The following is a 24,815-nucleotide window of genomic DNA, read 5'->3' as shown; positions in this document are numbered from 1 at the left end:
AGCGATGTTCGGACGCAAATCCCCCGACGCGCCTCCACGCGACCCCCTGCTCGGCAAGCCCGCAAGCTTCGGCATGCACCGCTACCTGCAGGGCGCGAGCAACCTGTTCGAGGAGAACCGGCTGCTGAAGCTCGCCGTGATCGGCCTGTTCGGCATTACCGCCGTGCTCGGCACGCTCATCTACACCTCGAACCAGAACACCCGCACCGTGGTCGTGCCGTTCGGCAGCGGCGGCGACCTCTATGTGACCGGCAGCGAGCCGTCCGAGGCATACCTGCGCACGATTACGCGCAACGTGGTGTCGCTGTCGGGCACCTATTCGGCTTACTCGGCGGACCGGCAGTTCCAGGAGCTGCTCTCGATCGTCCACCCCTCGACCTACAATAGCGTGCGCGACAGTCTCAACCGCCTGCTCGACGAGCTGGCCGACAATCCGACACTCTCGATCGCGACTTATATCCGCCCCGATCAGCCGGTGACCTGGACCAGGACCGAGATCCTCGTTCCCGTCGAAAAGGTGCGCGTGATCGGCGGCGTGATCCGCAAGTTCCGGGGCAATCTGCGGATCCGATACGTGATCGACAACGGCCGCTTCTGGCTGACCGCCCTCAATGAGGAGAAGTTTGATGCACAGCCCCGCTAAGCGGCTGCTGGCGCTCGGCCTCGCCCTGATGCCGCTGCCCGTCATGGCGCAGACCATCGTCGCGCTGCCCGACCAGACCAGCACGATCCGCCTGTCCAACCGCGACATCAATCATGTGATCTGCGCGGGCGGCGAGATCGAGGACGTCAAGTTCTCCGCCGAGAAGGCGATCGCCGTCGAAAAAGCCGGACGCGACGCGTGGATCAAGTTTCTCGTCCGCGAGATCGACGACGCCGGTGCGGTGACGCGGACTTTCGTGACGGTCCCGTCCGAATTCTTCATCACCTGCAACGGCGCGGTCTTTGCGCTTTACGCCGAACCATCCGACATTCCGGCGCAGACGGTGACGTTGCAGCCGGGGGGCGCCCAGCGCGCGCAGGCGAACGAGGAACTGCTCGGACCGCTGGTCGAGGAAGAACGCGCGGTCTCGATCACGCTCTCGATGCTCCAGGACCGGATACCGGCGAGCTTCACCAGCGTCGCACCGCGCTCGGGCCCGCTCCGCCTGGGGCTGCTCCCCGATGCCAGCATCGAGGAACGGCGCCGCATTGAGGTCGACGGCTCGGGCCTCTCGGCCTCGGAGTATCTGGTGTCGGTGGCGAGCGACACGCTGCTCGACGAACGCAGCTTCCTCGACAGCGCGCTCGGCGCCAATATCTTCGCGGTCACGCTCGACCGCGGCACTCTGTCGGCGGGCGAGACGGCCCGGCTGATCGTCGTGCGCCGGGGAACCATACAATGAGCCCCGCCGGTCCCAATGATCGCAGCCCCGGCAATCGCGGCGGTCGCGGTGATCGCACGCTTCAGGACCGGGACGGCGAACTCGACCTCGACGGTTTTCAGGAGGAACGCGTTCGTCCCGACCTCGCCTCGCGCGGTCCGGCATTGCTCGATCTCAAGGCGCGCTGGCAGACGCTGAGCGCGCGCCAGCAGCTGCGCTTGAAGCAGCTCGGCGTCGCCGGCGTGATCGGCGCGCTGGGGCTCGGCCTCTATTCGGCGAGCGGCGACAAGGCCGAGGAAGCCGCCGCGCCGCCGAGTTCGCATCTCGACATGGGTGCGGGACTTCGCGGCGACAGCCTCGAGATCAAGCTGCGCGGCGACCTGAAGAAGATCCTCGACGGTCAGACGCTGCTCGGCGAGCGCGTGACCGCGATCGAGGAAGGCAAGATCGTGCCTGGGACCGGCACGGCGGGCGCGATCGACGGCGACCTGCCGCCGGCGATCCCCGGCGCGGTTCCCGACTTTCCCGAACCGCCCGCGACCGGCGACATCGATCCATCGGCGTCCGCTCCTCCGGCGCCTCCCGCGGCCCCGCCCGCACCCCCTGCTCCGCCGGTCGAAAAGACAGTGGGCGCGATCGGCGCGGCGACCGCGCCGGTCGGCGGCGGAGATGCGGCAGCGGGCGCTAAAAAAAAGGCCCGGACGATCTATTTGCCGCCTGGTTTCATGAAGGCGCGGCTGCTGACCGGGATCGACGCGCTGGCGAGCCGGGACGCGACCAACAATCCCGAGCCGCTGATCGCGCGTGTCCAGGCGCCTGCCGTGCTGCCCAATGACGTCAAGGCCAACCTCTCCGGCTGCTTCGTCATCGGCAACGCCACCGGCAGCCTCGCCAAGGAGCGGGTCGAAGTCCAGCTGGTCTCGCTGTCCTGCGTCGACTTCGACGAACGCTCGGTGGTCGATCAGCCGATCAAGGGCTTCTTCGTCGATGCCGACGGCAAGAAGGGCCTCTCCGGCAAGGTCGTCACCCGTGCCGGCGCGGCGCTGGCCCGCTCCTTTATCGCGGGCACCATCACCGGAGTCGCGCAGACGGTCGAGAACACGGTCGGCAATGTCTCGACCTCGGCGCTGGGCTCGGTCCGCACGCTGGATGCGGGCGACGCGGCGCAGGCGGGCATCGCCGGCGGCCTGTCGCGCTCGTCGGACAAGCTGACAGACTTCTATCTCGATCTCGCGCGCCAGGCCGGCCCCATCGTCGAGGTCGGCGCGGCCAAGGATGTCGTCGTCGTCATCCAGGAAGGCGTCAGCCTCGAAATCAAGCCCACCGCGGGGAGCAAATTCTGATGCGCCCGCCAGCAAACACCAGGGGAGTACGTCCCATGTTTCATCGTCCGCGAGGCCGCGCGATCCGGGCCGCTGCATTGATCCTCACGCTTCCCTTGCTCGGCGGCTGCGCGACGCTGGGATCGGTGATGTCGCCCTACAGCGAGAAGTTCAGCTGCAAGAACGACGATCATGGCCAGTGCATCCATCCCGACAAGGCCTATGCCGACGCCGTGGCTGGCGTGGCGTCGAAGTCCGATCCGGCCGTCACCAACGACAGGAAGCTGCTGAAGGACGGCAAGCCCGCGCGCGGTTCCGGCAAGGCAGGCACCGCAAAGACAGGGTCGGGCGCGTTCGCGGGCTATCGTGACTCCGTATATCGCGAACTGCAGGGCCTGATCGAGCAGCCAGTCACGCCGATGCTGAAGCCCCCGCGCACGGTACGCACCCTGATCCTGCCCTATGCCGATCGGCAGCGGCCCGACCGGCTCTACATGCCGCGCTATGTCTATTCTTTGGTCGAGCGCCCGCAATGGGTTGTGGGCGACTATCTGGTCACGCCCGTATCTCCGGCATCGCGCGCGAACGTGCTCGAACAGGTCAGGGATCGTGCCGACGACGGCCAGAACGACACGGGACCGCGGCCATGACCAGCTACCAATCCGGCATGACGCTCGCGCGGCTGCGCCGCAGCGTCGAGCGCGACAGCTATTCCGACTATCTGCCGCTCGCCGCCTGGGTCGAGGAAGAGCAGGCCTTCCTCACCATCGACGATGGCTGGGGCTACGCCTGGGAGCTGGTTCCCACCGCCTATTTGTTCGCGCATGTGCATGAGGCGTTGCTGGGGCTCCTCAATGTCAACTTTCCCGAAGGGACGATCCTCCAGCTTCAGAGCTTCGCCGATCCGCTGGTCGAAGGCGCTCTCGATGCCTTTCTCGATCTCAAGACGCGCCCCGATCCGCTGATCCAGGCATCGGCGCGGCGGACCTTCGACTATCTCCAGGCGGGAACCATGGGGCTGAAAGCGCTCCACGGCATCCCGGTCCGCAATTTCCGCACTTTCCTCTCGGTCAAGGCCAGGGCGCCGATGGACAGCGATCTGCGCCGGCAGATCGAGGAGCAATTATCCAAGCTCGGTATCCGGCCGATGGGGGCGGGCGAGATCGTTAGTTTCTATCGCCGCATCTTCAACGGCGTCCATGCCGCCGCGCCCGGCGTGTTCACCCAGACCGCCGATGTCCCCTTGCGCCGCCAGATTATCGACGCGGGACCGGCGCTGCTTTTCGACGGACCGGAAGTGTTTCTCGGCAACCAGGTGGCGCGCTGCCTGACCCCCAAGTCGCCGCCCAAGCGGATTACCGCCGAGCGCGCCAATCGCCTGACCGGCGGCATGCGCGGCTCGGCCGAGGACAGCGACCAGATCGGCGGGCCGTTCCTCTTCACCCTGAACGTGTTGTTCGACCATTCGCAATTCGAGATCCACAAGCGCGCGCAGATCCTCTCGGCGCAGAAGGCCGCGGGCAGCTTCGCGGTCGAGGTCGGCAAGCAGATCGAGGAGATTTCGTGGATCCTGGACGAAGTGGGCAACAGCCGCTTCGTCTCGGTGATCCCGACGCTCTGGGTGTTCGGCCGCGATCGTCACCAGGCCCGCGAGATGGCGGCGCGCGCCAAACGCCTCTGGGAGAGCGAGCCGCTGCCCTGGATGGTGCAGGAGGAAAGCTACCTCAATCCGATCCTGCTCGCCGCGAGCCTGCCGTTCGGTCTCTATCCCGAGCGCCGCACGGTCCGCATGCTTCAGCGCGATTTCCGCGTGCCGGTGCGCGCGGGCGTGCTGATGTCGCCGATCCAGACCGATTTCCGGGGCGGCGGCCGGCCGGCGCTGCTCTACACGGGCCGCAAGGGTCAGCTTATCACGCTCGACCTCTTCGATCCTCGGATCAACAATTACAACTTCATCGTCTCGGCCGAGTCCGGCGCGGGCAAGAGCTTCCTGCTCAACAACCTCTGCCAGCAATATTTCGCGCAGAACGCGCTCATCCGCATCATCGACATCGGGGGCTCCTACCGCAAGCTCTGCTCGCTCTGCTCGGGCCGCTACATCGACCTCGGCGAAGAGCATCTCGTCCTCAATCCCTTCGATCTGGGCTTGGCCCTCGACGGCGACGATCGCGAATCCGCGATCAGCATGGCCGTGTCGATCGTCGCGGAAATGGCCAATGCCGCGACCCGCAAGGGCGTCACCACCTCGGAATGGAACCTGCTCAAGTCCGCGGTGCAATGGGCGATCGACAGCGGGCGGGCCGAAGCCGGGATCGACGCGGTGCGCGAATGGCTGGGAGCCTATCCCGCCAACACCGCCTCCGATCTCGACCGCGTGGACCATCTGGTGCCGACCGCGCGCGAGCTCGCCTTCAACCTGCGCGATTTCGGTTCGGACGGGGCTTACGGCCACTATTTCAACGGGCCTTCGACCTTCGACATTTCGAGCGACGAATTCGTCGTGCTCGAACTCGAGCGCCTGAAGGCCATGCCCGACCTGTTCAACGTCGTGATCATGGTCGTGGTCAACGCCGTCACCCAGGAACTCTACCTGTCGGCGCGTGACCGGCCCCGCTTCGTGCTCTGCGATGAAGCCGCGCAGTTCATGACGCGCAGCGACGGGCAGGATCTGTCACGGCTCGCCGAGGCATTTTCCCAGGGGTATCGCCGCGCCCGCAAATATCGCGGCAGTTTCGGCATTGTCCTCCAGAGCATGAACGACCTCATGCTGTTCGGCGGCACCGGCCAGGTCATCCTCGAGAACGCCGCCACCCGCTTCCTGCTGCAGGGCTCGACCTACGACAAGGCGGTCGAGAACAAGATCCTCGACTATTCGGGTTTCGTTCTCGATCTCCTGAAATCGGTCCGCAATAACAAGCCCAACTACAGCGAGGTGTTCGTCGACTCGCCGCTCGGGCTCGGCATTGCACGCCTCGTCGTCGATCCCTTCTCCTACTGGATCAACACCTCGGCGCCCGAAGATGTCGCGGCCTTCGAGGCGCTGGTGCGCCGAGGCCGATCGCCGCTCGAGGCGGTCTGCGATCTTGCCGGCGTCGATCCCGCCGAGGTCCTCGGAAACGCGGGCCAGACGGACAGCGCCGTCGCATTCAAGCGGGGTGCGCGGTCATGAGCCGGCGTTTTGCCTCCCCCGACCAGCTGCCGCTCCGGCTCGTCGAGAACGGCGACAATGACCTCGAACGGATCGTCGAGGCGCGCGTGGCGAAGCGCGCCGAGGCCGATGCGCTGCGCTGGCGGTTCCGCCTCGTCGTCATCGAAACGGTGATGATCGCATCGCTGGTGCTCGTCGCCGGGCTGGTTCTCGAGCAGCCGACCGGACTCGTCCTGCGCAGCGCTGCGCTGGTCGGCGCTGGCTGCTTCCTGACCGGATTGCTGATGATCGCGCTGACCGGTGCCGTGAGCCGGTTGCTCGCGAAATTGCGGAGGCCTCGATGATCCTCGACCCGCTCCCGCCCCAAGACACCAATCCCCTGGCGGCCGTTCAGCGCCGGCCCGACGAAACGCTGCACGCCTACCTGCTCCGCTGCCAGGAGGAACTGAGCGGCCGGATCCAGCTGCTCGCGGCGGTCCGCGATGCCTATATCCAGATCCTGGGCATGGAGCGCATCCGCTGGCGGCGGTGCAAGCTCCTGCTGGCGTTCACCGGGCCGGTGATCGCCAGTCTGGCCTATGCGGGCCTTGCTTGCTGTGCAGCCACGGACAGCGTTCCCGCGCCGCTCATGGCCGCCCTGATCGCCTGTGCCGGGCTCGCCGGCGCGGCGCTGGCGCTCGCCGTCGCGCACATTCTCGATCGGCTTCCCGATTGGATGGCCGCGCGAAGGTCACGGAGATGGCGATGAACGGCATCTTCTCCGCCTCGCCCTGTCCGTCCTCGATCCGCCTGCTGGTCGGCACGCATCTGCTGCTGATCGTGCAGTCGGGGCTGGTGCTGTGGTCGGCCCCGGACCTCGGCGGCAACCAGGCGCTCATCTGGCTGACCCTCGTGCTCGGCCTCTCGGCGTTCATCTGTGCGGTCTGCGGCGAAAGCCGCACGCCGCCCGTGCCGTGGAGGGAGCGCCGCCGTGGCCGATGATCGCACCCGCCAGCGCTGGCCCATCGTCGCCTTCCAGTCCGCGACGATCGCCGGGCTCCTGGCCCGCGCGGTGCTGATCGCGTCGTCCGCCCGTGCCGACACCTCGACCATCGGCCGCACCTGGCCGATCGCCGAGCCCGACGCGATGGCCGAGATCGAGGCCCGCGCCGCGCAGCAGCCGCCCGATATCAGGGCGAAGTTCGGCCCGCGTTCGGCATGGAGCGCGCTCAAGGGTGCGACTCTCGCCACCGCGCGCGAGAATCGTGTGCGCCATGTCGTGCCTTTCTACACGCTCGACCAGGAAATCCGTCTGCCCGACGGCAAGCTGCTCTATCCCAAGGGCTTCACCTTCAACCCGCTGACCTATGTCTCGCTGCCGCAGCGCCTCGTCATCGTTCACCCCCGCGATCTCGCCTGGGCGCTGAAGACGGCGACGCTTACCGACTGGATCGTCCTGACCGGCGGCGGCGATCCAAAAGACGATGCCCTGTCGCTCGGCGAACGCCACAGCCGCGCGCTGTTCATGCTCGAGGAACGAGTGAAGGACCGGCTCGGCCTCACGGTCGCGCCCGTCATTGTGCGGCAGGTCGGACAAAAGCTCGAACTCACCGAAGTCAACCTGTCAGCCAAGGGAGGGCGAGGCCAATGACCCGCCTTGCATCCGCTCTGCGCGTCGGAGCCGCCGCGATCCTGCTGTCGCTGCTCGCGCCCACCACGCCCGCGCATGCTTCCAAATGCCCTTCGGACACGGTGTTCAATCCGATCACCAAGGTCAGGTGGAATTGCATCTTCCCGATCACCATCGGCGGCGTGCGCGTCGGCAGCTACGACAAGCTCGACAAGGCGCTCGACGCGCAGTCGGCGTCCAAGCCGCTCTGCGCCTGCCGCAAGGGCGCGACCTTCTGGTTCGGGGTCAAGGTCAGCTTCTGGACACCCAACCGCATGGTTGACGTCGTCACCGAGCCCGGCTGCATGACGGCGCTCGGCGTCGACCTCCTGCCGACCGGCGGCAAGCTCCAGGGCAGCCAGTCGTCGATCTCCGACGGGACCAACACCACCAAGCTGTTTGCGCAGGCGCATTACTACATCGCGCCGGTCTGGAAGATGCTCGACATGTTCACCGACCTGCCGTGCATCGAGGATGACGGCTTCGATGTCGCGATGATCACCGAGGTTCTGCCGACCTGGCAGTCGGGCACGCTCGGCGCGATCATCCAGCCCGAGGGCATCCTGTTCGGCAATCCGGCAGCAGGCCTTGCCTGCATGGCCGACAGCGCCGCCGCCGCCGCGGGCAAGACCATCGATCCCCTGTTCTGGTGCATGGGGTCGTGGGGCGCGACCTATCCGGTTGCCGGCGACATCCATATGGGCGACCGGGTCGAGGCCTGGGCCGGGCTGGCGGCGCGCACGACATTCATGATGGGGCGCCTGGGCGCACTCACCATCCATTCCGAGGACGGCTGCTCGTTCAAGGCTCAGCCGATTTGGACCAAGAGCCGCTACAAGCTCCAGATCATGGAGCCCGTCAAGGGCGGCAAGTGCGTCAACATCGGCCGGCCCGGCGCGCTCTGGACCAGCGGCAAGCATGCGCCGGGCAAGGACAACGCCCAGTTCATGCTCTTCGAAAAAGCGATCTGCTGCGCGGGGATTTCCACGCCATGAGCCGGTCGCTTCCCCCATCCCGCGCATCCGGCACGGGCGGTTGTCCCGCTCGTCACGGAAGGCTCCCCACCGTGAGCGGGCGCGCGGACGGAGCGGCGGCGGTGCCCCCTGCCGCCGTCGCTCCACCTATGGTCAGCGCGGCCGAATGCCCCCCATCGTGGGCGGCAGGCCCCCCTCATGCCGCGCCGGTGGCGGCCGCGCTGACCACCTTCGAGGGCCAGGCCGTCTTCCGGATACTCTCGCCCGGATCCAGCGCATTCCGCGCGGGAGACGTGTTCCGGTTCCGGCGCGGTTCACGCGGCACGCGGGCGAGGCAGCCATGAAAGTGCGCTGTCTCCTCCTGCTGGCGGCGACCGCCACTCTACCAATGTCGGCCTCGGCGCAGACAGTCGAGGATCGCGCCCGCGCCGCCGCCGAGGCCTCGCGCGCGAAGACGTCCGACAGCGATGCGATCCAGGAGAACTATCTGACGCCGGGCCTTGCCGGGCAGCCGATCACGACCGTCGACAACAGCAAGACGTTCAACCCGAATATCGCGTGCCAGAAGACGGCGACGCTGCTCGAACTGCTCGCGCAGCCTGCCGGAACGGGGGACATCGGGACGCTCCGCATTTCGCGCGACAAGGATCTCGACGGCAGCGTCGACCAGACATTGACCTTGCCCGTGCCGGTGTCCGGCATCTGCGCCAACGGCATTGTTTCCTGCCAGCCCGGCACCTGGAACCAGTGCAAGACGTTCAAATGGGATGTCGCCTCGAGCGGCGACCTCAAGCTCACCGAGGTCGGGTTGACCGATCTCGCCGGCTGCTACTGCATCAACAACAGCTGCGGCGCGAACCTGGTCTGGGGCAATATGGCCTCGGTGCTGAAGGACCTGGGTGGCGGGGTGATCGGCGCGCTCACCACCGCCGATCCGCGCGTCGGCGTCGCGCAGGCCGCGATCGACGGCCCGGTGATCCGCTATACCGGCGCGCAAAGCACCGCCTGCACGCCCAATCCGTCGCTGCCCCAGACCGCCTATCGCGCCAATCCGACCGCGATCCAGGGTGACGCCTCTGCGGCGTCGACTTCGAGCAGCATCTTCCAGGCGCTCAAGGCCTCGCCCGCTGGCGTCGGCAAGGCGGATCAGGTGAGGCTCTGCACGATCGAGCGGGAAGTGACGCTGGCGCCGGCGATCTATGACGACATCATCAGCGTTTCCGGACAAGTCCAGTCGGTCACGAGCTGCGGAACCGACTGCCGGCGCTACCGGATTGGCGGCAACGGCAATTGCTCGGCCGCACCGCCCATATTCACGGCGACGTTCCAGGTTCTGAGGCCAGACGGCCTCGTCTCTGCCCGCATCGTCCGGCAAGACGCCAATGACTGGCTGCAATCACGCGTCAACGGCGAGGTCGTCGGCTATGCCGGCAAGCGGCCGTGGCTGGGCGACGCCCTGCCTTCGGGCGACTGCAACGTCGATGCCGAAACGGTCAACCTGACGCCGATCGATCTCACCGAACGGTTCCGCGCTGGAACGGCGGCGCTCGGCGTGCGCGTGCGCGGCGGCGGTGACGGCCGTTGGGGCTGGGTCGATATCGAGGTCCGGGTCGATGCGAGCTGCGGTGTCTCCGAACGCCTCGTCGATCTCTGCTCGGGCTATGCCGCCGATTCCGCCTGCCGCCTCGATGGCGAGACCGTCGACGGCGTGCAGACCGTCAGGAACGGCGTCGGCACCGGCCTCACGCCGCTACCGCAAACGCGCCTGTTCGGCAATGGGATCTGCACGATCCGGCTGACCCGCGATTTCTTCAAGCGCGAGCGCCGCTACAAATGCGCCGTCGATCTCGGCTCGCCGACGCCGCCCGATCTCAGCCGCGGCGCCTATATCATCGACCATTCGACCGAGGCGCTGCTCGCCGACCGGGTGAAGACCGCCGATGACGGCTATACGACGTCGTCGCGTCCCTTCGCGCTACCCGATCGCGGTACGGTCCCGGCCTGCGAGCCGGTCTGCAAGACACGCGCGCCCAAGGCTAATGACGGCGTGGCATTGGATGGCGTCGTCAGCTCCAAACAGAACGCGCCCACGGGTTGGGACACATTCTACTACGCTTGCAAGACCGGCAGCGCGGGCGGTGACATCTGCCCCGCCGGTCCGGGCGAAGAGATCGTCTCGGCCTGCGGCTGTCTCGACGATTTTCCCGAAGCAGTCGTGATGATGCAGACTGTCCGTCTCGGCGGCGCCGATCTCGTCTGCACCGGAGAAGTGCGATGATCTGGCGTCCTCTCCTCTGGCCGACGCAGGTTGCCCTGATCGCGCTCGCCATCTGCGGGTTTCTACTCGCCGGTCAGTTCGCTCCGGCGCAGGCGCAGCAACCTGTCTGCGCGGTCGACCTCGACGGCAATGGCGATGCCGGCGATCCCGGCGAGGTCGTGAGCTGCTCGGCCATGGCCGACGACGCCTGGCTCTGCCCGGTCCAGCAGGTGATGTGCGTCGCCGATGCGCAGGGCGAATATAGCTGCCCGCTGGGATCGCAGCATCAATGTCTGACCCCGGCGGGCGGCGGAACGCCGATGTGCTCGCCCCATGCGTGCACGGGGAGCGACGGCGCTGGAATCGAGGACGATCCGGTCATCGACGATCCCGGCGCGCCCGCCGACGGCGTGGTCGATGCAGAGGGGCATTGTCTCGGCAATATCGAGATCTTCGCAGGGCGCGCGGTGCGCTGCCGCCCGGCGGGGCTGCGCACCACATTCCAGAATTGCTGCAAGGACAAGGGCAAGATCGTCAAGGACGGGATGGGCTCGTCCATCTCATCGATCCAGACCAAGATCGCCGTGGCCAAAGGCGTCTATACCGGCATGAGCGCCGCCTACACAGCCTTCCGGGCCGGAGCGACCGCTGGTCAGGCCGCGACATCAGGCGCGAACGCCATCATCGCCGGCATCGATCCGACCTCGATCGCGATCAGCCTCGCGATCAACTTCATGATGGATTTTCTGCTCTCGGGCTGTGACCAGCAAGACATGGAAGTGGGCATGCTCCGGGGATCGGGCATGTGCCACGAGGTCGGGCGCTACTGCTCCTCGCGCATTCTCGGCGTCTGCGTCCAGCGGTCGCGCGGCCATTGCTGCTTCAACACCAAGCTTGGCCGCATCATCCAGGAACAGGGCCGCCCGCAGCTCAAATCGTTCAACAGCGTCGGCTGGGGCACGCCGAAGAACCCCTATTGCCGCGGCTTCACCCCGGAAGAGTTCCAGGCGCTGGATTTCTCCAAAATGGACCTTTCCGAATATTATTCCGAGATCGAGGCCCGCGCCCAGGCCGACATCCAGATCGACATGAAGGACAAGATCGATGCCCATATGCAGGCCATCGGCCAGTAGCGTGCGGCCTCTCGCCGCCGCGATGGCGATGCTCGTCTCCGCTTCCGCTCTGGCGCAGGACAACCCTCGCCCGGACAATGCGCGTGATGGGGCAGCAGCGCAAGGTGAGGCCGCACTCGACCGGCTCGAACGCGCCACGGCCGCCCGAAAGCAGGAAGCGGAAACGCGCGGTCCGACGTCACTGCCGACGCCATCGGAAGAATCCCGCCGCCGCGCCTTTGAAGGCCTGCGCAAGCGTGCCCCGTCCCCTGCGATGGACGCCCGCGCGCGTACAGCCATGGACAAGGCCAAGGAGGCTATGGCGGCCGAACGCGAAGCAATGGCACTTCGCCTTGGCCAAGCTCTCGGCCTCGAAGCGCCCGACATGGAGGCGGTCGTCGGCATCACCGCGCCGCCGAGCGCCAAAGGCTGGGTGCCGGTGCTGTTCGTGTCCTCGTCCATGCCGGTGACAACGCTGCGGACCTACGCAGGGCAACTTGAACGGGTCGGCGGCGTGCTCGCCTTTCGCGGAATGCCGGGCGGACTCACGAAGGTCGCCCCGATGGCGAAGCTCTCGGCCGAGATCCTGCGCCATGATCCCGGCTGCGAAGGCCCGGCCTGCGCGATGCGCGACGTGCAGTTGATCGTCGATCCACTGATCTTCCGTCAGCACAGTGTCACCCGCGTTCCAGCGCTCGCCATGGTGCCGGGCGATCCCGCCCTGCCCTATTGCGAGCGCGAGGATGACAGCCCGCGCGCGGCCCATGTCGTCTATGGCGACGCGGCGCTTTCCGGACTTCTCGAAGAATATGCCCGCCTCGGCGGAAAGAAGGAGGTCAGCGATGCTCAGGCTCGCCTTCAGGGCCGCTAAAGCCGGCTTCGTCGAATTGAAGGCGCTGCCGCTGAAGGCGGCGGTGGCGCTCGGCAGTTCGGGGCTCGGCCAGCCTCCGCGCCCGAAGCAACTGTGGAAGGCCTTTGGCATCGTGTTGCCGGTCGGCCTCTTCACCTGGTGGGCGATCCCGCAGGCGACGATCGTCATGAGCCCGTCGATCGACGCGTGGCTCGTCCGCAAGGCGCCGGGACCGATCGGCCGGGACGATCTCGTCTCGTTCACCTTGTCGCACCCGCTCGCCGGCCCCAAGCCGGTTGCTGTCACCAAATATGCCATGTGCCTCCCAGGGGACCGCATCTCGCTGATCGAGAAGCCGTCCATGACCTATGGCGAATGGGATGGCTGGTATTACTGCAACGGCAGGCTGCTTGGCGTCAGCAAGCCCTTCGGTCACGACGGTCAGCGTCTCGATCATTGGCAACCCGACAACGGTCTCATCCTGCCCGGAACAATCTATGTCGGATCACCGCACGCGAGCGGATTCGACAGCCGTTACTATGGTCCGGTCGAAATCGGACAACTCCAACGCATGGAGAAACTGCTGTGAGCCGGGCGGCCCTCCTGCTCGCGGCGGCGCTCGTGCCTGCCATGCCGGCCCCTGCACAAGCCGCCGACCAGCGCACCGGCTATTGGTGGTATCAGGCCCCGCCCGGCCCTGCGGATGATGAAGCCGATCCAGATGCGCTGATGAAGCCGGCGATCCCGCCGATGGCGGAGCTGGCGACATGGACACCACCGAAGATCAGGAATCTGATCGAGCAGCAACGCGACTATGCTGCGACCGTACTGACGGTCGATGCCGTGGCGGATTTCTGGCGGTTGCAGGATTTCGCGAGGCGCAAGGCGCGCGCCTTCGCGGGAGTCACCCAGATCGCCATGCTCCAAAATCCCGAACTCAACGCCAAGTCCGCCAATCCGATGGTCGGCGAGGCCCGCGACCAGCTTTCCGCGCAAAAGGATCAGGTCCGTCGCCAGTATCTGCGCGGCCGGGCCAACGAGTTCGCACTGGTCATGTTCTCGCGTTCGACTTGCGGCTATTGCCGCGTCCAGTGGCCGATCGTCCAGCGCTTCCAGGAGGAGATGGGCTGGCAGGTCACGCTGATTGACATCGAGCGCAGGCCCGAGCTGGCCCAGCGGTTCGGGGTCGAGATCACGCCGACGACGATGGTGATCAGGCGCAACAGCCAGCAGCGCATGGTGATCGCGAGCGGGGTCGAGGCTTATCCCAATCTCATCCAGACGGCCTATCAGGCGGTGCGGCTGCTTGCGGGTGATATCCGGCCCGAACAGTTCCTGACCGGGGCCGGCGAAGAGGACGGCTTTTTCGATGCCCTCTCGGCCGGGCCGGTGTCCGCAACCGATCCCCGCGCGCTTGGCGGCGATCTTGTCGGCGCGAGCCTGGAGCCGCAGCGGTGAAGCGGCACCTGGCCTGCACGCTGGCCGTGTTCCTTGCGGGCGCTTCCCCGGCGTCCGCACAGCCTGTCACCCGCGAGCAGGCGATGCGCGCGGCGATCCATCCCGTCGCAACCGAGGCCGGGATGCGACAATGGCTCGCCCGCGTGCCGGTGACACGCAACTGGCCGCCCGATTTCGCGGAAACCATGAAGGGCCAGGGACCGGCCTTCATCGTCGAGATGAGCACGGCGCCGGGTTGCGTGCCCTGTGCCGATCTCTGGAACAGACTCGGTGCCCTCGGGCAACGCTATGGTTGGAAGGTGCGCACGATCGGTAGCCAGGAGGCGATGCTGCGCTCCGGGCGACTCGGTCTGCCCTGGGTGGGGCATCCCGTCGCCTGGGTGCGCCCGGTCTCCGATCCCAATCGCATCATTCCGGTTGCGATCGGAACCGACCACGAGCCGAACCTGGCGCGCAACCTCTACCTTGCCGCCAAGATGCTGACCGGGGTGAAGCCCACCGTCGGCGTGCGCGGCATGTCGAAATTCACCGGGATCGTGGCCGCATCGCCACGCCCCGTCCCCAACCGGGCGAGGAATTGACATGGGGAGCCACGTCCTCGCCCACTTCCAGGAAAGTTGTCTGCCATGGCCTCCGCTCGTTGTCGTCTGACCTTGCTTGCCCTGCCGCTGCTGGCGGTCTGCGGCTTCGCTTCCCCCGCGTCCGCGCAAAGCTGGGCCGAGAGCTGGTTCGACAATGTTACTTACACCAGCCCCGGCAGCTTCGAGGATCAGACTCGCGGCTACATCACCGCGGGCGGCATGTCGGGCCGGGTCGACGTCCATAACGACTATCTGATGAGCGTCACGCTGCCGAAGATCAGGGCGGGCTGCGGCGGAATCGACATGTTCCTGGGGGGAATGAGTTTCCTCGATCCGGACTACCTCGTGCAAAAGCTCGAAAGCATCCTGCAGGCCGCGCCCGCCGTTGCTTTTCAATATCTACTCGAAACCCTTGATGAAAAGATGGGCAACATCATCTCGAAGATGGAGGCCGCGACCAACTTCCTGAACTCGATCCAGGTCAACGACTGCCGTCTCGCCAACCGCATGGTGCAGATCGCCAAGGGTGACGACAACATGTCCGGCATCATCGAGGAGATGACCGGCTATAAGTCGGTGCGCGAAGGTTTCTCGAAAAGCTATCAGCAGAGCCGTGAGAAAATCCAGGCCAATCAGGGCAATCCGACCGAGGATTTGAAGGACGCGCTCGAAAACTGCCCCGCCGAGGTCACCGACATCTTCAAGACCGGCTCGCTGCTCGCCCACGCCGCCGCGCGGGTCGGAGCATCCGAATGGGCCGGCGTTATGCGCGCGCGCGTCGGCGACGTCTATATGCGCTGGGACGCCACCGATCGCGTGCCTCTGTTTAGCGCGATCCCGGCCTGTCCACGGCAGGATACCGAGAGCGTGGACGATTTTCTAACGGGCAAGGTCCAGACCCGAGCCATCGCCGTGCCGCCAACCTCGACTGATTGTTCCGTGGACGGCAGCGGCAAGGGCGCACTGATCCTTTCGCGCGGACGGATGGAGTCAATTGCGGTCAAAATCCGCACCCGGGCTGCTCTGACGCCCGAGGAACGCCAGTTCGTCGCCAATGTCCGTACATTGCCGGTCTATCGCCTGCTGGAATGGGGCGTGCGGCAGGGCATGGTCGAGAGCGTGATCGGTGACACCGATGAACTGGTCGCCCTGACGCTCGCCTATCAGATGCTCAACGACCTCACGCGCAGCATCGACTTCGCGGTGTCCAATGCCGAACGCGGCGCGACGGCGGCAGGGGCCAGCGATCCCGGAAATGCCAAGGTCTGCCAGACGCGCATCCTCAGCAAGGGAATCGAGCAATTGAGCGGACTGCGCGACGAAGTGCTGCGCCAGCGCGCGCAGATGCGTCAGTCCTATATGGCAGCGCTTGAGTCGGCGAATCTCTCGGCCAACTATGCCGGGGTGGTTCGCCAGCGCGACCGCGATGCGCGTGATGCCGCCGGCGCCGCCGCCAACCGCAACCGCTGAGCTAGGGCCACGCCATGATCCGCATTCTCCGCGCCCTGTCCGTCCTGATCGCGCTTTTCGTGGCCACACCCGCGCTGGCGATCGATACCAGCTTCCATACTTATGACGGCTTTGCCGAGACTGTGGACGCCTTCCGCCTGGTCTCGATGATCTTCGGCGATCCGCGCTACGAGACACTGGTACTGATCGTCGCGGTGGTCGGCATCGGCCTCGGTGTCCTGCTCGCCGGCATCCGCGGTCAGGGCATGGGGCTGGTCGGGTTCGGTTTTCAGATGCTGATCGGCGTCGGGCTGTTCGTCGGCATGGTGGCGACCACGGGCACGGTCCATGTCTATGACCGCGTCCGCAACGCCTATCAGCCGGTCGGCGACGTGCCGAACCTGATCGTGCTGGTCGCGGGCGTGACCAATATGATGGAGCGCGCGCTGGCCGAGGTCATCGACGACAATACGACCGATCCGCACGCCAAGCTCGAGTTCGGCGCGGGCGGCCACACGTTCGATCTGTTTCTCAATGCCGCGTCCCCGCGCGGTCCGATGACCGACACCTTCCTAGATAGCACGATCAAGGACTATGTCCGGCAATGCTATCCGGTCGCGCGCGTCTCGCCCGCCTATGGCGTTGACGATGATATGCTGTTCCGCACCGCCACCGATCTGCCCGCCGCCTTCGCGGGTATGGCGGGTCCCGCGACATTCAGCACGGTGTTCACGTCCACCGACAAGGGCGGCACGACGGTCAGCTGCACCGAAACCTGGGAGCATATCTCGACGCGCCTCTCCGAGCCCGCGCTGTTCGACAATTACGTCGCGCAGGTCTGCACACGCACCGGCTACGATATCACCAACGCGACCCAGCTACAGCGTTGCCGATCCAACATCGGCGAACTCGGCCAGATGATGATGGACACACCCCAGTCGCTCCAGCAGTTCCTGACCAATGTCATGCTCGGCAGTACGGTGGGAGACGTGCTGTTCGAGGACAGTCCGGCAACCGCCGCGCGCGTCATGGCCAATCGCGCCGTCGTCTCCTCCGGCCTCGCCACCATGTCGACCGCCAACGAATGGATGCCGACCATCCGGGCCACGGTCTTCGGAATCATGTTATTCATGATGCCGATCGCGCTCCTGTTCATCCTCACCCCGATCAACCTGCGCGTCGCGTCGTTCGCGCTCGGTCTTTTCGTGTTCGTCGCGCTTTGGGGCGTGATCGACGCCGGCATCCATCAACTCACCTTGGGCCGCGCGACCGACGTGCTGGCCGAGATGCGCGCGAACAATGTCGCGGCCAACGCATGGATGCTCGCGCCCTCCTCCGCGATGAAGGCGCTCGCCATCTTCGGGAGCTTCCGCACGGCTGCGGCGGGACTTGCGGGCGCCTTCGTGTTCACCGTGTTCCGTTTTTCGGGCAACGTGTTCACCTCGTTCACCAGCGGCGCCCTCGGTGTCCAGGGACAGGGCACGGCCGCCGCCGCGCCGCTCGCCACAAGCGAGGGCTATGCGGGCGCGCTCGAGGCGCAGGCGACGGCGGCGGGCACCATGGCGCGGCGCGGTGCGGCGTCGAACTTCGGCGACTTCGGGGAGCGCTCGACCTTCGGCGCGAACCGGGCATTCGGCGCCGCAAGCCGGGTCCTCGGCGAGCACGGCGGCGGGGCGAACGGCACGGCCGCATTCGGCATGGGTGGGCTCGATAGCGCACGAGAACTGGGCGGGTTATCGCCAGCGCTCACTGGCCGTAGTCTGACCGATCCAGCGACCGTTCGCGCAGTGCGCGACAATGCCGCGACGACGGCGATCCATAATTTCGCGGAGAAGGATGCGCTGCGCGCGCTGGGCACGGGATATTTCGGCCAGGGACAGGCGGGCGAAGGTGCCTTTGCCGCCTTTACGCAACGGATGGTCCAGTGGAAGGCGTTCGGCGATACGCGCGCCTATGACATGATGTTGTCCGGCGCACAGCGGCATTTCGAGCGGAACGGCTACGACCAGAAGGACGCGGTACTGAAAGCTTCGACGGTGATCGCGCAGGCATCGGCCGATCCAACCTTCGCCAAGCTGATTGCCAACACCTTCGACCAGGAGCAGATGCTGCGGAACGACCTCACCGCCGCTCAGGTCCAGGTCGGCGCGATGGAAGGACGGCGCGATTTCGCGGGCGACAATGTGACGCGGATCGAGCGCGGCAATGTCGCGACCGAGCAGGCACACCGCACCGGCAGCAATGAGGGGCAGCGTAATGCCGCATCGATGCTCGGCCTCGGCGTGCAGGAAACCTCCCGTCGGATCGCCTTCATCAACGCCCTCTCGGGCGAAGCCCGCTCCACCGCCATTTCCCAGCTCTCCCGCGCAACTGGCCGCAACGAAGCGCAGGTGATGCGCGCGCTCGAAACCTACAATGCCGCTGTGCAGGTCGGCACCGCCGACGGCGCGACGGCCGAGGCTGCCCGGGAAGGCACCAGCGTCTACGGGCGCACACGCGAGGCGGCGGGCTACGACTTCGCCGAGCGGTCGGGCAAGCTCGATGCGCAGCGCGAGGTCGGCCATGATGGAACGCGCTCTGCGGCTCGGATCGGCGAGCAGCGTCGACAGGCCGACAATGCCGGCTTTGCCGAGGGTGCGGCGGCTGCGGGCATGTCGGTGCGGCAGGCGGCCCACCTCGATAGCTTCATTCGCACATTGTCGCAGGGTGCCGGCAATCAGGTCGATATGGCCGAAGGCGGCGCGGAAGGAATTGCCGATCGCGCGCGCAACGAGCGCCTGACCCGCATTGTCGACAATGAGCGCCTGACCCGCATGCAGCAACTGCTGGGCGAGCATGGCGTGCAGATGTCCAAGCGCCAGATCGCCATGGCGCAAAATGGTGACCTGAGCCTCAATCTGACGCCGGAGACCGCAGCGCAGATGTGGCGCGGTGGTCTGATCAACGAGAGCCAGCTCGGTGCGATCGCCAATGGCGGGCGTGCGCGATTTTCGTTCGCCGACAACGATGTGCTGGTATCGAGCTCGGTCGGGTTCCAACAGTCGGCGCGCAACGACACCAGTACGCGTTTCGAGGCGGGCAAACAGGCCGGGCCCGACACGATCGAGCATTTCCTGAGCAGCGGCGAACAGGGCCAGGCCATGATGCAGAACTGGCTGCGCGGCGGGTTCGAGATGGACCGGCACGGCAACTGGCGGCTCAATCCGCAGGTAGCAGATACGCTCACCAGGGACGTCCAGGCGATCATCGCGCAGACCGGATGGCAGCGGGGGCTGTCGCGCTCGGCGCAGGATCAGGTCACGATTGGTACGTCTGTCGGTGCTCATGTCGGAGGGAGTATCGACTCTCAGGAATCCGAAGCTATTGGCGGCCGCGGACAACCGGCCGGCAAGGGACAGCAATCGAGCCAAACGCCGACCACCCAGAAGGGCCGTTCCACCTCGGGACGTGTCGGCGGAAGTCTGGGGTTCGAGAGCCGTGATGTTGGCATTTCAACGGAGAATGCTCAGTCGAGCCTGGATATCGTGAACTACGACGTTCGAGAGGCAATTGCTGCCGCCGAACGTGCCGCGGCCCGGTCCAGCGATCCGGCTGCAACCTTCTCCCGCGAACTGTCAGATCGCATCCTTGGCCCGGATGGCATGCGTAACCGCTACCTTCAGGACGCGGATTCCGGGCGCGCGACATTCGACGTTACTGGCCCTCTCACATCGGTTGAACAGAACGCGGTTCTGAAGGGCGGGAGATTCTCCACGGACATCGAGGGCAGCCCGGGCGATGGCGACAGCAGCTTCAAAAAACGCTGATACGAGCGCCATTGTTAGGGCTTATCGGATTGCCGATGTATAGCGCCCCGGAGCGCGGATCGTGGATATCGCTGCCGGCTCGGATATCTTCCATAGCGCGATCATGCTCTTCCCACAGACGGGCAATTCTAGCCCGCGCCTCATCGGATATAGGATCGCCCTCGCCCTGCGGCGCAAATGCCGTCAGCCAATCCTGCGCGTAACCGACACCCAGCGCCAGGAGCGCAGTCATCGGGAAGAAAAGCACATTGAGAAAACCGGCAGGCGCGCTGTCGTAGAAGGCCTCCAGCGGCGCGATCTTCGTGGACGCCGCCATGCCGATCCACCAGACCGGGATCGTGGCCCACCACGCCTTTGCATACCACGGACGCCACAGCCAATCGGCTAGCCTCAGCCGCGGCGCTGCAGGATCGGTTGGGGGCATGTCGGCTGCGGTATTCATCGATAGTTCCTCGCAGCCGACTATAGCAGAGATCTTGTCATTGTTCCATCATTCATAGCCGGTTTCGTGCGGCAAATCGCACTGGAACACTGGTTTGACCCCGCTGATTCTGTTCTCTGCAAGCCGATCTGGAGCGCGCCTCAGCCTTCGGGTTCCGATGTGGATATGGTCGCGCGAGTGACCCCGGTGTGGAGCTCACGTCGAAGACAAACGACATTGCACGGCGCATCGCGCCCTGAACGCCTAGAACTGGCCTGCAGCTCTCAATTCACGTTCGAGTGTCGCAAAGGGCAATATGAGCGTCAGCGGTTTGTCGTGCAGCGGAATAGCGCCGTAGCCGGCATACCAGTCCGCGGCGCGCTCGTTTTTGGCGTCGATGATCAGCATAACCCCGCCGACCTCGGTCGCGACGCGAATGCATCTGCGCCCGATCGCGCCCAGGAGCTGACCCCCGAGCCCTTGCCCCTGCACACGCAGATCCGTTGCTAGCCGCGCGAGCCGGAAGCCCGGCACCTCATGCCTGGCGAGTCCTCGCCTCGCCAGTTCTGGCGTATCCGCATGATCCATGCTGCCCGGAGCGATGCTGTAAAAGCCGAGAACCGTCTTGCTGTCGGTGTCGTCGATGGCGAGGAACGTCTTCGCCCCGCCTGCCTCGTGGCTTTGCCGCGCATAACGCTGCAAGTAGACGTTCAGATCATTGTCGCCGCAGTCGAATGAAGTCCGGTCATGCGCTTTCGAAATCGCTTCCTCGTGCCATGAAGGAAGCGTCATGCCAACTTCGGCATCGCGGCGATGGCAGCGCGCAGTTTCGCATTCACCGGCGGCGGGTTCTCGAGCAGATCAAGAACGAGCAGGCTGTCTCTCTCGCTCAGTTTCGTCCGCTCCGACTCTTCGATCACGTTCTCGGCCTCGCGCAGCGCCGAACGTGTGACAAAGGTCGTGAGATCGGTATGCTTGAGCGCAGCCGCCCGGGCAAGCAAAGCCTTTTGCTCCGGCCGAATCCGCAGGCTCATGCGTCTGTTGTCTTCCACTACTGCTCGCGGCATTGTGTGCCTCCACTCGTACAGCTTCAATTGGTACACCCTTCCGCTGCCGTTCGTCAAGCAGTGTACGCTTTGAAAGAGCACCGGGGCGCTTGGGGGCGTTAACGCGCTTCCCCACTCACCACCTTTCCGATTCTACTCCACCGCCTCAACCAACCTCCACCCTTCCGCGCTGCTCGCCGCAAAATGGTCCAAGCCGTATCTGGCGCATCGTCCGCTCCCGCAACGCGATGTGAGCTATCCACGCTCCGGCTTGTCGTCGGCGCTCTCGGGCACCTTGCTATCCCTGTCCTGGCCATCACGGATGACCTGAGCATCGATGATCGCGCGCGCGACCAGCTCCGAGCGCCTGAAGACGCCGTAGCGTTGCTTCGCTCTCGTTATGAAATACCGAACCGTGGTTTGGGCGATCCCGAGGATCTGGCCGATCTCCCAATCGGTCTTGCCGAGCGCGATCAGCGCCGTGCATTCTGCCTCGCGGCGCGTAAGCCGGGGAACATTGCGGTCGTGCATGGCGTGATGGAGATAGAGGCCCGCCCTGAACGCGAAGCCGGCGATGATCTGGAGCGTGGTCATCAGCGATGGCGTGATCTCGATCGGTTCCGGGCGGGCGAAGGTGCATGACGCGTAGGACTCGCTCGGGATGTGTAGCGGCACGGTGACGCCGTGAACGATCCCGTAGCGCCCCGCTTCCTTGAAAAGGGCATGCTGGTGATCGGCAAGCTCGACGACGTTGCTGATCTCCTCCCAGCCGAACGGCCGATCGAGAAGCTGGCTCACTTCATAGACCGGGTCGATAACATAATAGTGGTTTGCGATGTAGGATTGGACGAACTTCGCCGGATAGTTGGTGACCACCATCGAGCACTCGACCAGCCGCGGCAGACCGCCGTGTTGGACCAGCGCGATATAGGGAAAGCCCATTTGCCTGGCGGCATCAGCCAGTCCGTCGCGCAGTGCCTCGGTCGACGATGCCATGTTGAGACGGGATAGCGCTTCAAGCAGGCGGGGTCCGACATACACGGGTTTCTCCTCCTCGCCGGCGCAGATCTTCGTCCAGTCGCAGGCTTCCGCTCCGACCAGACTAGGCGGAAACTTCTCGAAGAAGGGACGCATCTGCGGTTGTCTTAGCGTCTTGCGGACGACAACTTTTCTGATCGCGTGAGCTTGAAAAGCAATTTTTAGCCGAATCGAGGCCGGTCGTGCTAATATTCATAAAGGATGGATCCTTTGCTAGATTTGAGGGGCCTGCTGCTGCTCCAGAGCGGCCGTGATTATGGCGGCCTGCATGTGCGGCAGAAAAAGCAGTATCCTCGCCGCCTCTGGATGAGCAATCGGGAAGGGCGCGCGGACGTTCATGTTCGCCCCGTTGGGAGTATTGTCGGTCATCATTCAGTCTCTTTGGCGTAAGAGGTTGACTGACCGACCGGCCTTTTTCCAGCAATGCGGGATTCTACGCACCAGGGTCTGTTGCGCGCCGCCTAGCGCTATCGCCGTCGCAACCAGGCTCGCGATCGAACTAGCGTCGAGCTTGCGCATGATTCGGGCGCGATGAATCTCAGATGGCCGATTTGCCGCAACACTCAGGGTATTGGCGTAACCTGCTGGTATAGGTGCTGGATATTGTCTGGTCTGGCGAGATCGTGACCCGGGCTCATCACGGCGGCAGCGCCAGCAGCAATTCCGAAGCGGAACGCTTCGGCCGTATCCCAGCCGATCGAGATCGCAAAGAGCATGGCGGAGAGGAAACTGTCACCGGCGCCAACCGCACTTTTCGCCTCTATGGAGGCGGCCGGCAGAAAAAGCTGTCCGGTGGCAGTGGCAAGGATTGCGCCGTCATGGCCCATGGTCACGGCGACATGCGCGGCTTGTCCCGATCGAACGATTTCCATTGCGGCATTGGCGATCTCGTCGGGTGTCGCGAGTTTCTGGCCGGTGAATTGCCGCAACTCGCCGATGCTGGGTTTTACGAGAAAGATGCGGCCTTCCTGAAGGCCACCCTTGAGACCGGGCCCTGAACTGTCGAGCACAACCGGGATATTGCGTCGGTGCATCAGCGCCGCGACCTGACCGTAGAAGTCACCGGGCATACCCCGGGGTAGCGAACCGCTTAGGACCATGAATTTGCACTGCGCGTTTTCAAGCTGGGCAAGACACGCCTGCCATTCGACAGGCTGGATTGTCGGGCCGGGCGGGACGAAGCGGAATTCCTTGCCGCTTTCGATCTCCAGCACGGCAGATGCAACGCGGGTGTGGCCCGCGATGGTGATGCGATTGCGAACAAGCTGATGAAGGTCGAGCAGGCCGTCGAGCGCATCGCCCGTTGCGCCACCCGCCATATAATAGTTTCGAGCATTGCCGCCGAGGCGGACGAAGACCCGGGCGACGTTGATGCCGCCACCGCCTGGGCTGTAAAACTCGGATTTTGTCCGCATCTTGCGCGTGTGGAACATGCGATCGACTTCGTAGGCGACGTCGATCGTGGGGTTCAGCGTCAGGGTGGCAATGTTCGTCATTCTGCCATTGAGCGGGCCGGCCGCATTCCGGTCTATCCGCAATATCCCCAATTCAACCGGCCCATATTCGCGGATGTGATCGAGGATCGACGACGTCGCGGTCAGCGCGATGTGCTCGGCCAGTACGGCAATGCCAGTTGACGCGGCCCACTACGGGATATCTCGCATAGCTCGAGTTATAGGGGTGTCTAAGGGTCGGACTGTTGCAGACCAAGCAGGAGCAGAGTGAGCCGATGAGTAACGAGCCCAAGATCACCTTCCACGGCGCTGCAGGGACAGTCACCGGCTCGTGCATGGAACTGCACTATGGAGGGAGTACTGTGCTTATCGACTGCGGCCTTTTCCAGGGATCGCGGACTCTCGAAACGCTCAATCGGGACCCATTTTCATTCGATGTGCGCAGGATCGACGCGGTCGTGCTGACCCATGCGCATATCGATCACAGCGGGCTTCTGCCCAAGTTGTCGGCCGAGGGCTACCGTGGCCCGATCTACTGCACTCCCCAGACCAAGGATCTTCTCTACTACATGCTGCCGGATGCCGGACGGATCCAGGAGAGCGAAGCGGAGCGACGCAATCGTCGGCGTGATCGCAGGGATGAAGTGCCGTTCGAGCCGATCTACACCGAAGCGGATTCGATGGCCGCTTACAGCCTGTGCGACACGGTCGAACTGAATGAGTGGTTCGAGCCGGTACCGGGCTTCAGGACCCGGTTTTGGAATGCAGGGCATATTCTGGGGTCAGCGTCGGCCGAGATGCACGTCGGAGGCTCGCACCTATTGTTCTCGGGAGACCTTGGACCGCATCACAAGGCATTCCATGCGGATCCTGTCAACGGCGGCGTA

The 24,815-nt window shown here is 65.1% G+C and carries 24 protein-coding genes and 1 pseudogene; 19 read left to right on the top strand and 6 right to left on the bottom strand.

Annotation, left to right across the window (positions count from 1 at the left end; all coding sequences use genetic code 11):
- The first annotated feature begins 4 nt into the window (after positions 1–4).
- The 18 genes from LDB26_RS08205 to LDB26_RS08120 all read left to right on the top strand — a co-directional run bounded on the left by LDB26_RS08205 (position 5) and on the right by LDB26_RS08120 (position 19,969).
- Entirely contained in the window at positions 5–643 is a 639-nt protein-coding gene (locus LDB26_RS08205; RefSeq protein ID WP_086485625.1) for a TraE/TraK family type IV conjugative transfer system protein, read from the top strand.
- Positions 627–1,385, top strand: coding sequence for a type-F conjugative transfer system secretin TraK (locus LDB26_RS08200; protein WP_086485624.1), 759 nt, complete (start codon positions 627–629; stop codon positions 1,383–1,385). Before LDB26_RS08205 ends, LDB26_RS08200 begins: the two co-directional genes overlap by 17 nt.
- Positions 1,382–2,707 carry a TraB/VirB10 family protein gene (locus LDB26_RS08195; RefSeq protein WP_086485623.1) on the top strand — a complete coding sequence of 442 codons (1,326 nt, stop codon included), beginning with the start codon at positions 1,382–1,384 and terminating at the stop codon, positions 2,705–2,707. Before LDB26_RS08200 ends, LDB26_RS08195 begins: the two co-directional genes overlap by 4 nt.
- 35 nt (positions 2,708–2,742) lie before the next feature.
- Entirely contained in the window at positions 2,743–3,336 is a 594-nt protein-coding gene (locus LDB26_RS08190; RefSeq protein WP_086485622.1) for a TraV family lipoprotein, read from the top strand.
- A complete protein-coding gene (locus LDB26_RS08185) occupies positions 3,333–5,855 on the top strand; it encodes a TraC family protein (RefSeq protein ID WP_086485621.1) in 2,523 nt (840 codons plus the stop codon). The genes LDB26_RS08190 and LDB26_RS08185 overlap by 4 nt, the downstream gene beginning before the upstream one ends.
- Positions 5,852–6,178 carry a hypothetical protein gene (locus tag LDB26_RS08180; protein WP_086485620.1) on the top strand — a complete coding sequence of 109 codons (327 nt, stop codon included), beginning with the start codon at positions 5,852–5,854 and terminating at the stop codon, positions 6,176–6,178. The genes LDB26_RS08185 and LDB26_RS08180 overlap by 4 nt, the downstream gene beginning before the upstream one ends.
- Positions 6,175–6,582 (top strand): hypothetical protein, encoded by a 408-nt coding sequence (locus LDB26_RS08175; protein WP_086485619.1) that lies wholly within the window; start codon positions 6,175–6,177, stop codon positions 6,580–6,582. The genes LDB26_RS08180 and LDB26_RS08175 overlap by 4 nt, the downstream gene beginning before the upstream one ends.
- Positions 6,579–6,815, top strand: coding sequence for a hypothetical protein (locus LDB26_RS08170; protein WP_086485949.1), 237 nt, complete (start codon positions 6,579–6,581; stop codon positions 6,813–6,815). The genes LDB26_RS08175 and LDB26_RS08170 overlap by 4 nt, the downstream gene beginning before the upstream one ends.
- Positions 6,805–7,464 (top strand): conjugal transfer protein TraW, encoded by a 660-nt coding sequence (locus LDB26_RS08165; RefSeq protein ID WP_254908046.1) that lies wholly within the window; start codon positions 6,805–6,807, stop codon positions 7,462–7,464. Before LDB26_RS08170 ends, LDB26_RS08165 begins: the two co-directional genes overlap by 11 nt.
- Positions 7,461–8,477, top strand: a complete 1,017-nt coding sequence (locus LDB26_RS08160) for a TraU family protein (RefSeq protein ID WP_086485618.1) — start codon at positions 7,461–7,463, stop codon at positions 8,475–8,477. Before LDB26_RS08165 ends, LDB26_RS08160 begins: the two co-directional genes overlap by 4 nt.
- Before the next feature lie 319 nt (positions 8,478–8,796).
- A complete protein-coding gene (locus LDB26_RS08155) occupies positions 8,797–10,734 on the top strand; it encodes a hypothetical protein (protein WP_086485617.1) in 1,938 nt (645 codons plus the stop codon).
- The gene (gene traN / locus LDB26_RS08150) at positions 10,731–11,846 is read left to right on the top strand and encodes a conjugal transfer protein TraN (RefSeq protein WP_160985500.1); all 1,116 of its coding nucleotides are present in this window, start codon (positions 10,731–10,733) and stop codon (positions 11,844–11,846) included. The genes LDB26_RS08155 and traN overlap by 4 nt, the downstream gene beginning before the upstream one ends.
- Complete coding sequence (locus LDB26_RS08145) at positions 11,818–12,696, top strand: type-F conjugative transfer system pilin assembly protein TrbC (protein WP_048577678.1); 879 nt, start codon at positions 11,818–11,820, stop codon at positions 12,694–12,696. The genes traN and LDB26_RS08145 overlap by 29 nt, the downstream gene beginning before the upstream one ends.
- On the top strand, positions 12,668–13,264 hold the full coding sequence (locus tag LDB26_RS08140; RefSeq protein WP_048577677.1) for a S26 family signal peptidase: 597 nt from the start codon (positions 12,668–12,670) through the stop codon (positions 13,262–13,264). The genes LDB26_RS08145 and LDB26_RS08140 overlap by 29 nt, the downstream gene beginning before the upstream one ends.
- Positions 13,261–14,133 carry a conjugal transfer protein TraF gene (locus LDB26_RS08135; RefSeq protein WP_231923301.1) on the top strand — a complete coding sequence of 291 codons (873 nt, stop codon included), beginning with the start codon at positions 13,261–13,263 and terminating at the stop codon, positions 14,131–14,133. The genes LDB26_RS08140 and LDB26_RS08135 overlap by 4 nt, the downstream gene beginning before the upstream one ends.
- A gap of 83 nt (positions 14,134–14,216) precedes the next feature.
- The gene (locus tag LDB26_RS08130; protein ID WP_373886193.1) at positions 14,217–14,714 is read left to right on the top strand and encodes a hypothetical protein; all 498 of its coding nucleotides are present in this window, start codon (positions 14,217–14,219) and stop codon (positions 14,712–14,714) included.
- A gap of 45 nt (positions 14,715–14,759) precedes the next feature.
- On the top strand, positions 14,760–16,184 hold the full coding sequence (locus LDB26_RS08125; protein ID WP_048577675.1) for a conjugal transfer protein TraH: 1,425 nt from the start codon (positions 14,760–14,762) through the stop codon (positions 16,182–16,184).
- Between the two features lie 14 nt (positions 16,185–16,198).
- The gene (locus LDB26_RS08120; protein ID WP_048577674.1) at positions 16,199–19,969 is read left to right on the top strand and encodes a conjugal transfer protein TraG N-terminal domain-containing protein; all 3,771 of its coding nucleotides are present in this window, start codon (positions 16,199–16,201) and stop codon (positions 19,967–19,969) included.
- On the opposite strand, the gene LDB26_RS08115 is transcribed toward LDB26_RS08120, so the two are convergent.
- The 6 genes from LDB26_RS08115 to LDB26_RS08090 all read right to left on the bottom strand — a co-directional run bounded on the left by LDB26_RS08115 (position 19,956) and on the right by LDB26_RS08090 (position 23,970).
- Complete coding sequence (locus LDB26_RS08115) at positions 19,956–20,411, bottom strand: hypothetical protein (protein ID WP_048577673.1); 456 nt, start codon at positions 20,409–20,411, stop codon at positions 19,956–19,958. The genes LDB26_RS08120 and LDB26_RS08115 overlap by 14 nt on opposite strands.
- A gap of 243 nt (positions 20,412–20,654) precedes the next feature.
- The gene (locus LDB26_RS08110; protein ID WP_048577672.1) at positions 20,655–21,182 is read right to left on the bottom strand and encodes a hypothetical protein; all 528 of its coding nucleotides are present in this window, start codon (positions 21,180–21,182) and stop codon (positions 20,655–20,657) included.
- Positions 21,179–21,424: a DUF1778 domain-containing protein gene (locus LDB26_RS08105; protein WP_237449632.1), complete on the bottom strand. Its 246-nt coding sequence runs from the start codon at positions 21,422–21,424 to the stop codon at positions 21,179–21,181. The genes LDB26_RS08110 and LDB26_RS08105 overlap by 4 nt, the downstream gene beginning before the upstream one ends.
- A gap of 267 nt (positions 21,425–21,691) precedes the next feature.
- Positions 21,692–22,570, bottom strand: a complete 879-nt coding sequence (locus LDB26_RS08100; RefSeq protein WP_202408155.1) for a LuxR family transcriptional regulator — start codon at positions 22,568–22,570, stop codon at positions 21,692–21,694.
- Positions 22,571–22,687: 117 nt separating this feature from the next.
- A complete protein-coding gene (locus LDB26_RS08095) occupies positions 22,688–22,846 on the bottom strand; it encodes a hypothetical protein (protein ID WP_158500997.1) in 159 nt (52 codons plus the stop codon).
- Positions 22,847–23,037: 191 nt separating this feature from the next.
- On the bottom strand, positions 23,038–23,970 hold the full coding sequence (locus LDB26_RS08090; RefSeq protein ID WP_048578303.1) for a 1-phosphofructokinase family hexose kinase: 933 nt from the start codon (positions 23,968–23,970) through the stop codon (positions 23,038–23,040).
- Between the two features lie 233 nt (positions 23,971–24,203).
- On the opposite strand from LDB26_RS08090, the pseudogene LDB26_RS08085 reads away from it, so the two are divergent.
- A pseudogene (locus LDB26_RS08085) lies at positions 24,204–24,800 on the top strand (MBL fold metallo-hydrolase); the annotation flags it as partial.
- Positions 24,801–24,815 lie beyond the last annotated feature (15 nt).

The organism is Sphingobium sp. CFD-1, from assembly GCF_024611115.1.
In the GTDB taxonomy this organism is placed as follows: domain Bacteria; phylum Pseudomonadota; class Alphaproteobacteria; order Sphingomonadales; family Sphingomonadaceae; genus Sphingobium; species Sphingobium baderi_A.
Note: the sequence above shows the minus strand (reverse complement) of the source record. Positions and strands in the feature narration are given on the sequence as shown.

Coding starts and splice junctions, on each gene's coding strand:
- LDB26_RS08195 (WP_086485623.1), top strand. CDS start 1,382: ATGAGCCCCGCCGGTCCCAATGATCGCAGCCCCGGCAATCGCGGCGGT.
- LDB26_RS08140 (WP_048577677.1), top strand. CDS start 12,668: ATGCTCAGGCTCGCCTTCAGGGCCGCTAAAGCCGGCTTCGTCGAATTG.
- LDB26_RS08160 (WP_086485618.1), top strand. CDS start 7,461: ATGACCCGCCTTGCATCCGCTCTGCGCGTCGGAGCCGCCGCGATCCTG.
- LDB26_RS08130 (WP_373886193.1), top strand. CDS start 14,217: ATGCGCGCGGCGATCCATCCCGTCGCAACCGAGGCCGGGATGCGACAA.
- LDB26_RS08090 (WP_048578303.1), bottom strand. CDS start 23,970: ATGACGAACATTGCCACCCTGACGCTGAACCCCACGATCGACGTCGCC.
- LDB26_RS08205 (WP_086485625.1), top strand. CDS start 5: ATGTTCGGACGCAAATCCCCCGACGCGCCTCCACGCGACCCCCTGCTC.
- LDB26_RS08095 (WP_158500997.1), bottom strand. CDS start 22,846: ATGATGACCGACAATACTCCCAACGGGGCGAACATGAACGTCCGCGCG.
- LDB26_RS08185 (WP_086485621.1), top strand. CDS start 3,333: ATGACCAGCTACCAATCCGGCATGACGCTCGCGCGGCTGCGCCGCAGC.
- LDB26_RS08100 (WP_202408155.1), bottom strand. CDS start 22,570: ATGCGTCCCTTCTTCGAGAAGTTTCCGCCTAGTCTGGTCGGAGCGGAA.
- LDB26_RS08115 (WP_048577673.1), bottom strand. CDS start 20,411: ATGAATACCGCAGCCGACATGCCCCCAACCGATCCTGCAGCGCCGCGG.
- LDB26_RS08180 (WP_086485620.1), top strand. CDS start 5,852: ATGAGCCGGCGTTTTGCCTCCCCCGACCAGCTGCCGCTCCGGCTCGTC.
- LDB26_RS08175 (WP_086485619.1), top strand. CDS start 6,175: ATGATCCTCGACCCGCTCCCGCCCCAAGACACCAATCCCCTGGCGGCC.
- LDB26_RS08190 (WP_086485622.1), top strand. CDS start 2,743: ATGTTTCATCGTCCGCGAGGCCGCGCGATCCGGGCCGCTGCATTGATC.
- LDB26_RS08125 (WP_048577675.1), top strand. CDS start 14,760: ATGGCCTCCGCTCGTTGTCGTCTGACCTTGCTTGCCCTGCCGCTGCTG.
- LDB26_RS08155 (WP_086485617.1), top strand. CDS start 8,797: ATGAAAGTGCGCTGTCTCCTCCTGCTGGCGGCGACCGCCACTCTACCA.
- LDB26_RS08145 (WP_048577678.1), top strand. CDS start 11,818: ATGCCCATATGCAGGCCATCGGCCAGTAGCGTGCGGCCTCTCGCCGCC.
- LDB26_RS08120 (WP_048577674.1), top strand. CDS start 16,199: ATGATCCGCATTCTCCGCGCCCTGTCCGTCCTGATCGCGCTTTTCGTG.
- LDB26_RS08170 (WP_086485949.1), top strand. CDS start 6,579: ATGAACGGCATCTTCTCCGCCTCGCCCTGTCCGTCCTCGATCCGCCTG.
- LDB26_RS08200 (WP_086485624.1), top strand. CDS start 627: ATGCACAGCCCCGCTAAGCGGCTGCTGGCGCTCGGCCTCGCCCTGATG.
- LDB26_RS08110 (WP_048577672.1), bottom strand. CDS start 21,182: ATGACGCTTCCTTCATGGCACGAGGAAGCGATTTCGAAAGCGCATGAC.
- LDB26_RS08105 (WP_237449632.1), bottom strand. CDS start 21,424: ATGAGCCTGCGGATTCGGCCGGAGCAAAAGGCTTTGCTTGCCCGGGCG.
- traN (WP_160985500.1), top strand. CDS start 10,731: ATGATCTGGCGTCCTCTCCTCTGGCCGACGCAGGTTGCCCTGATCGCG.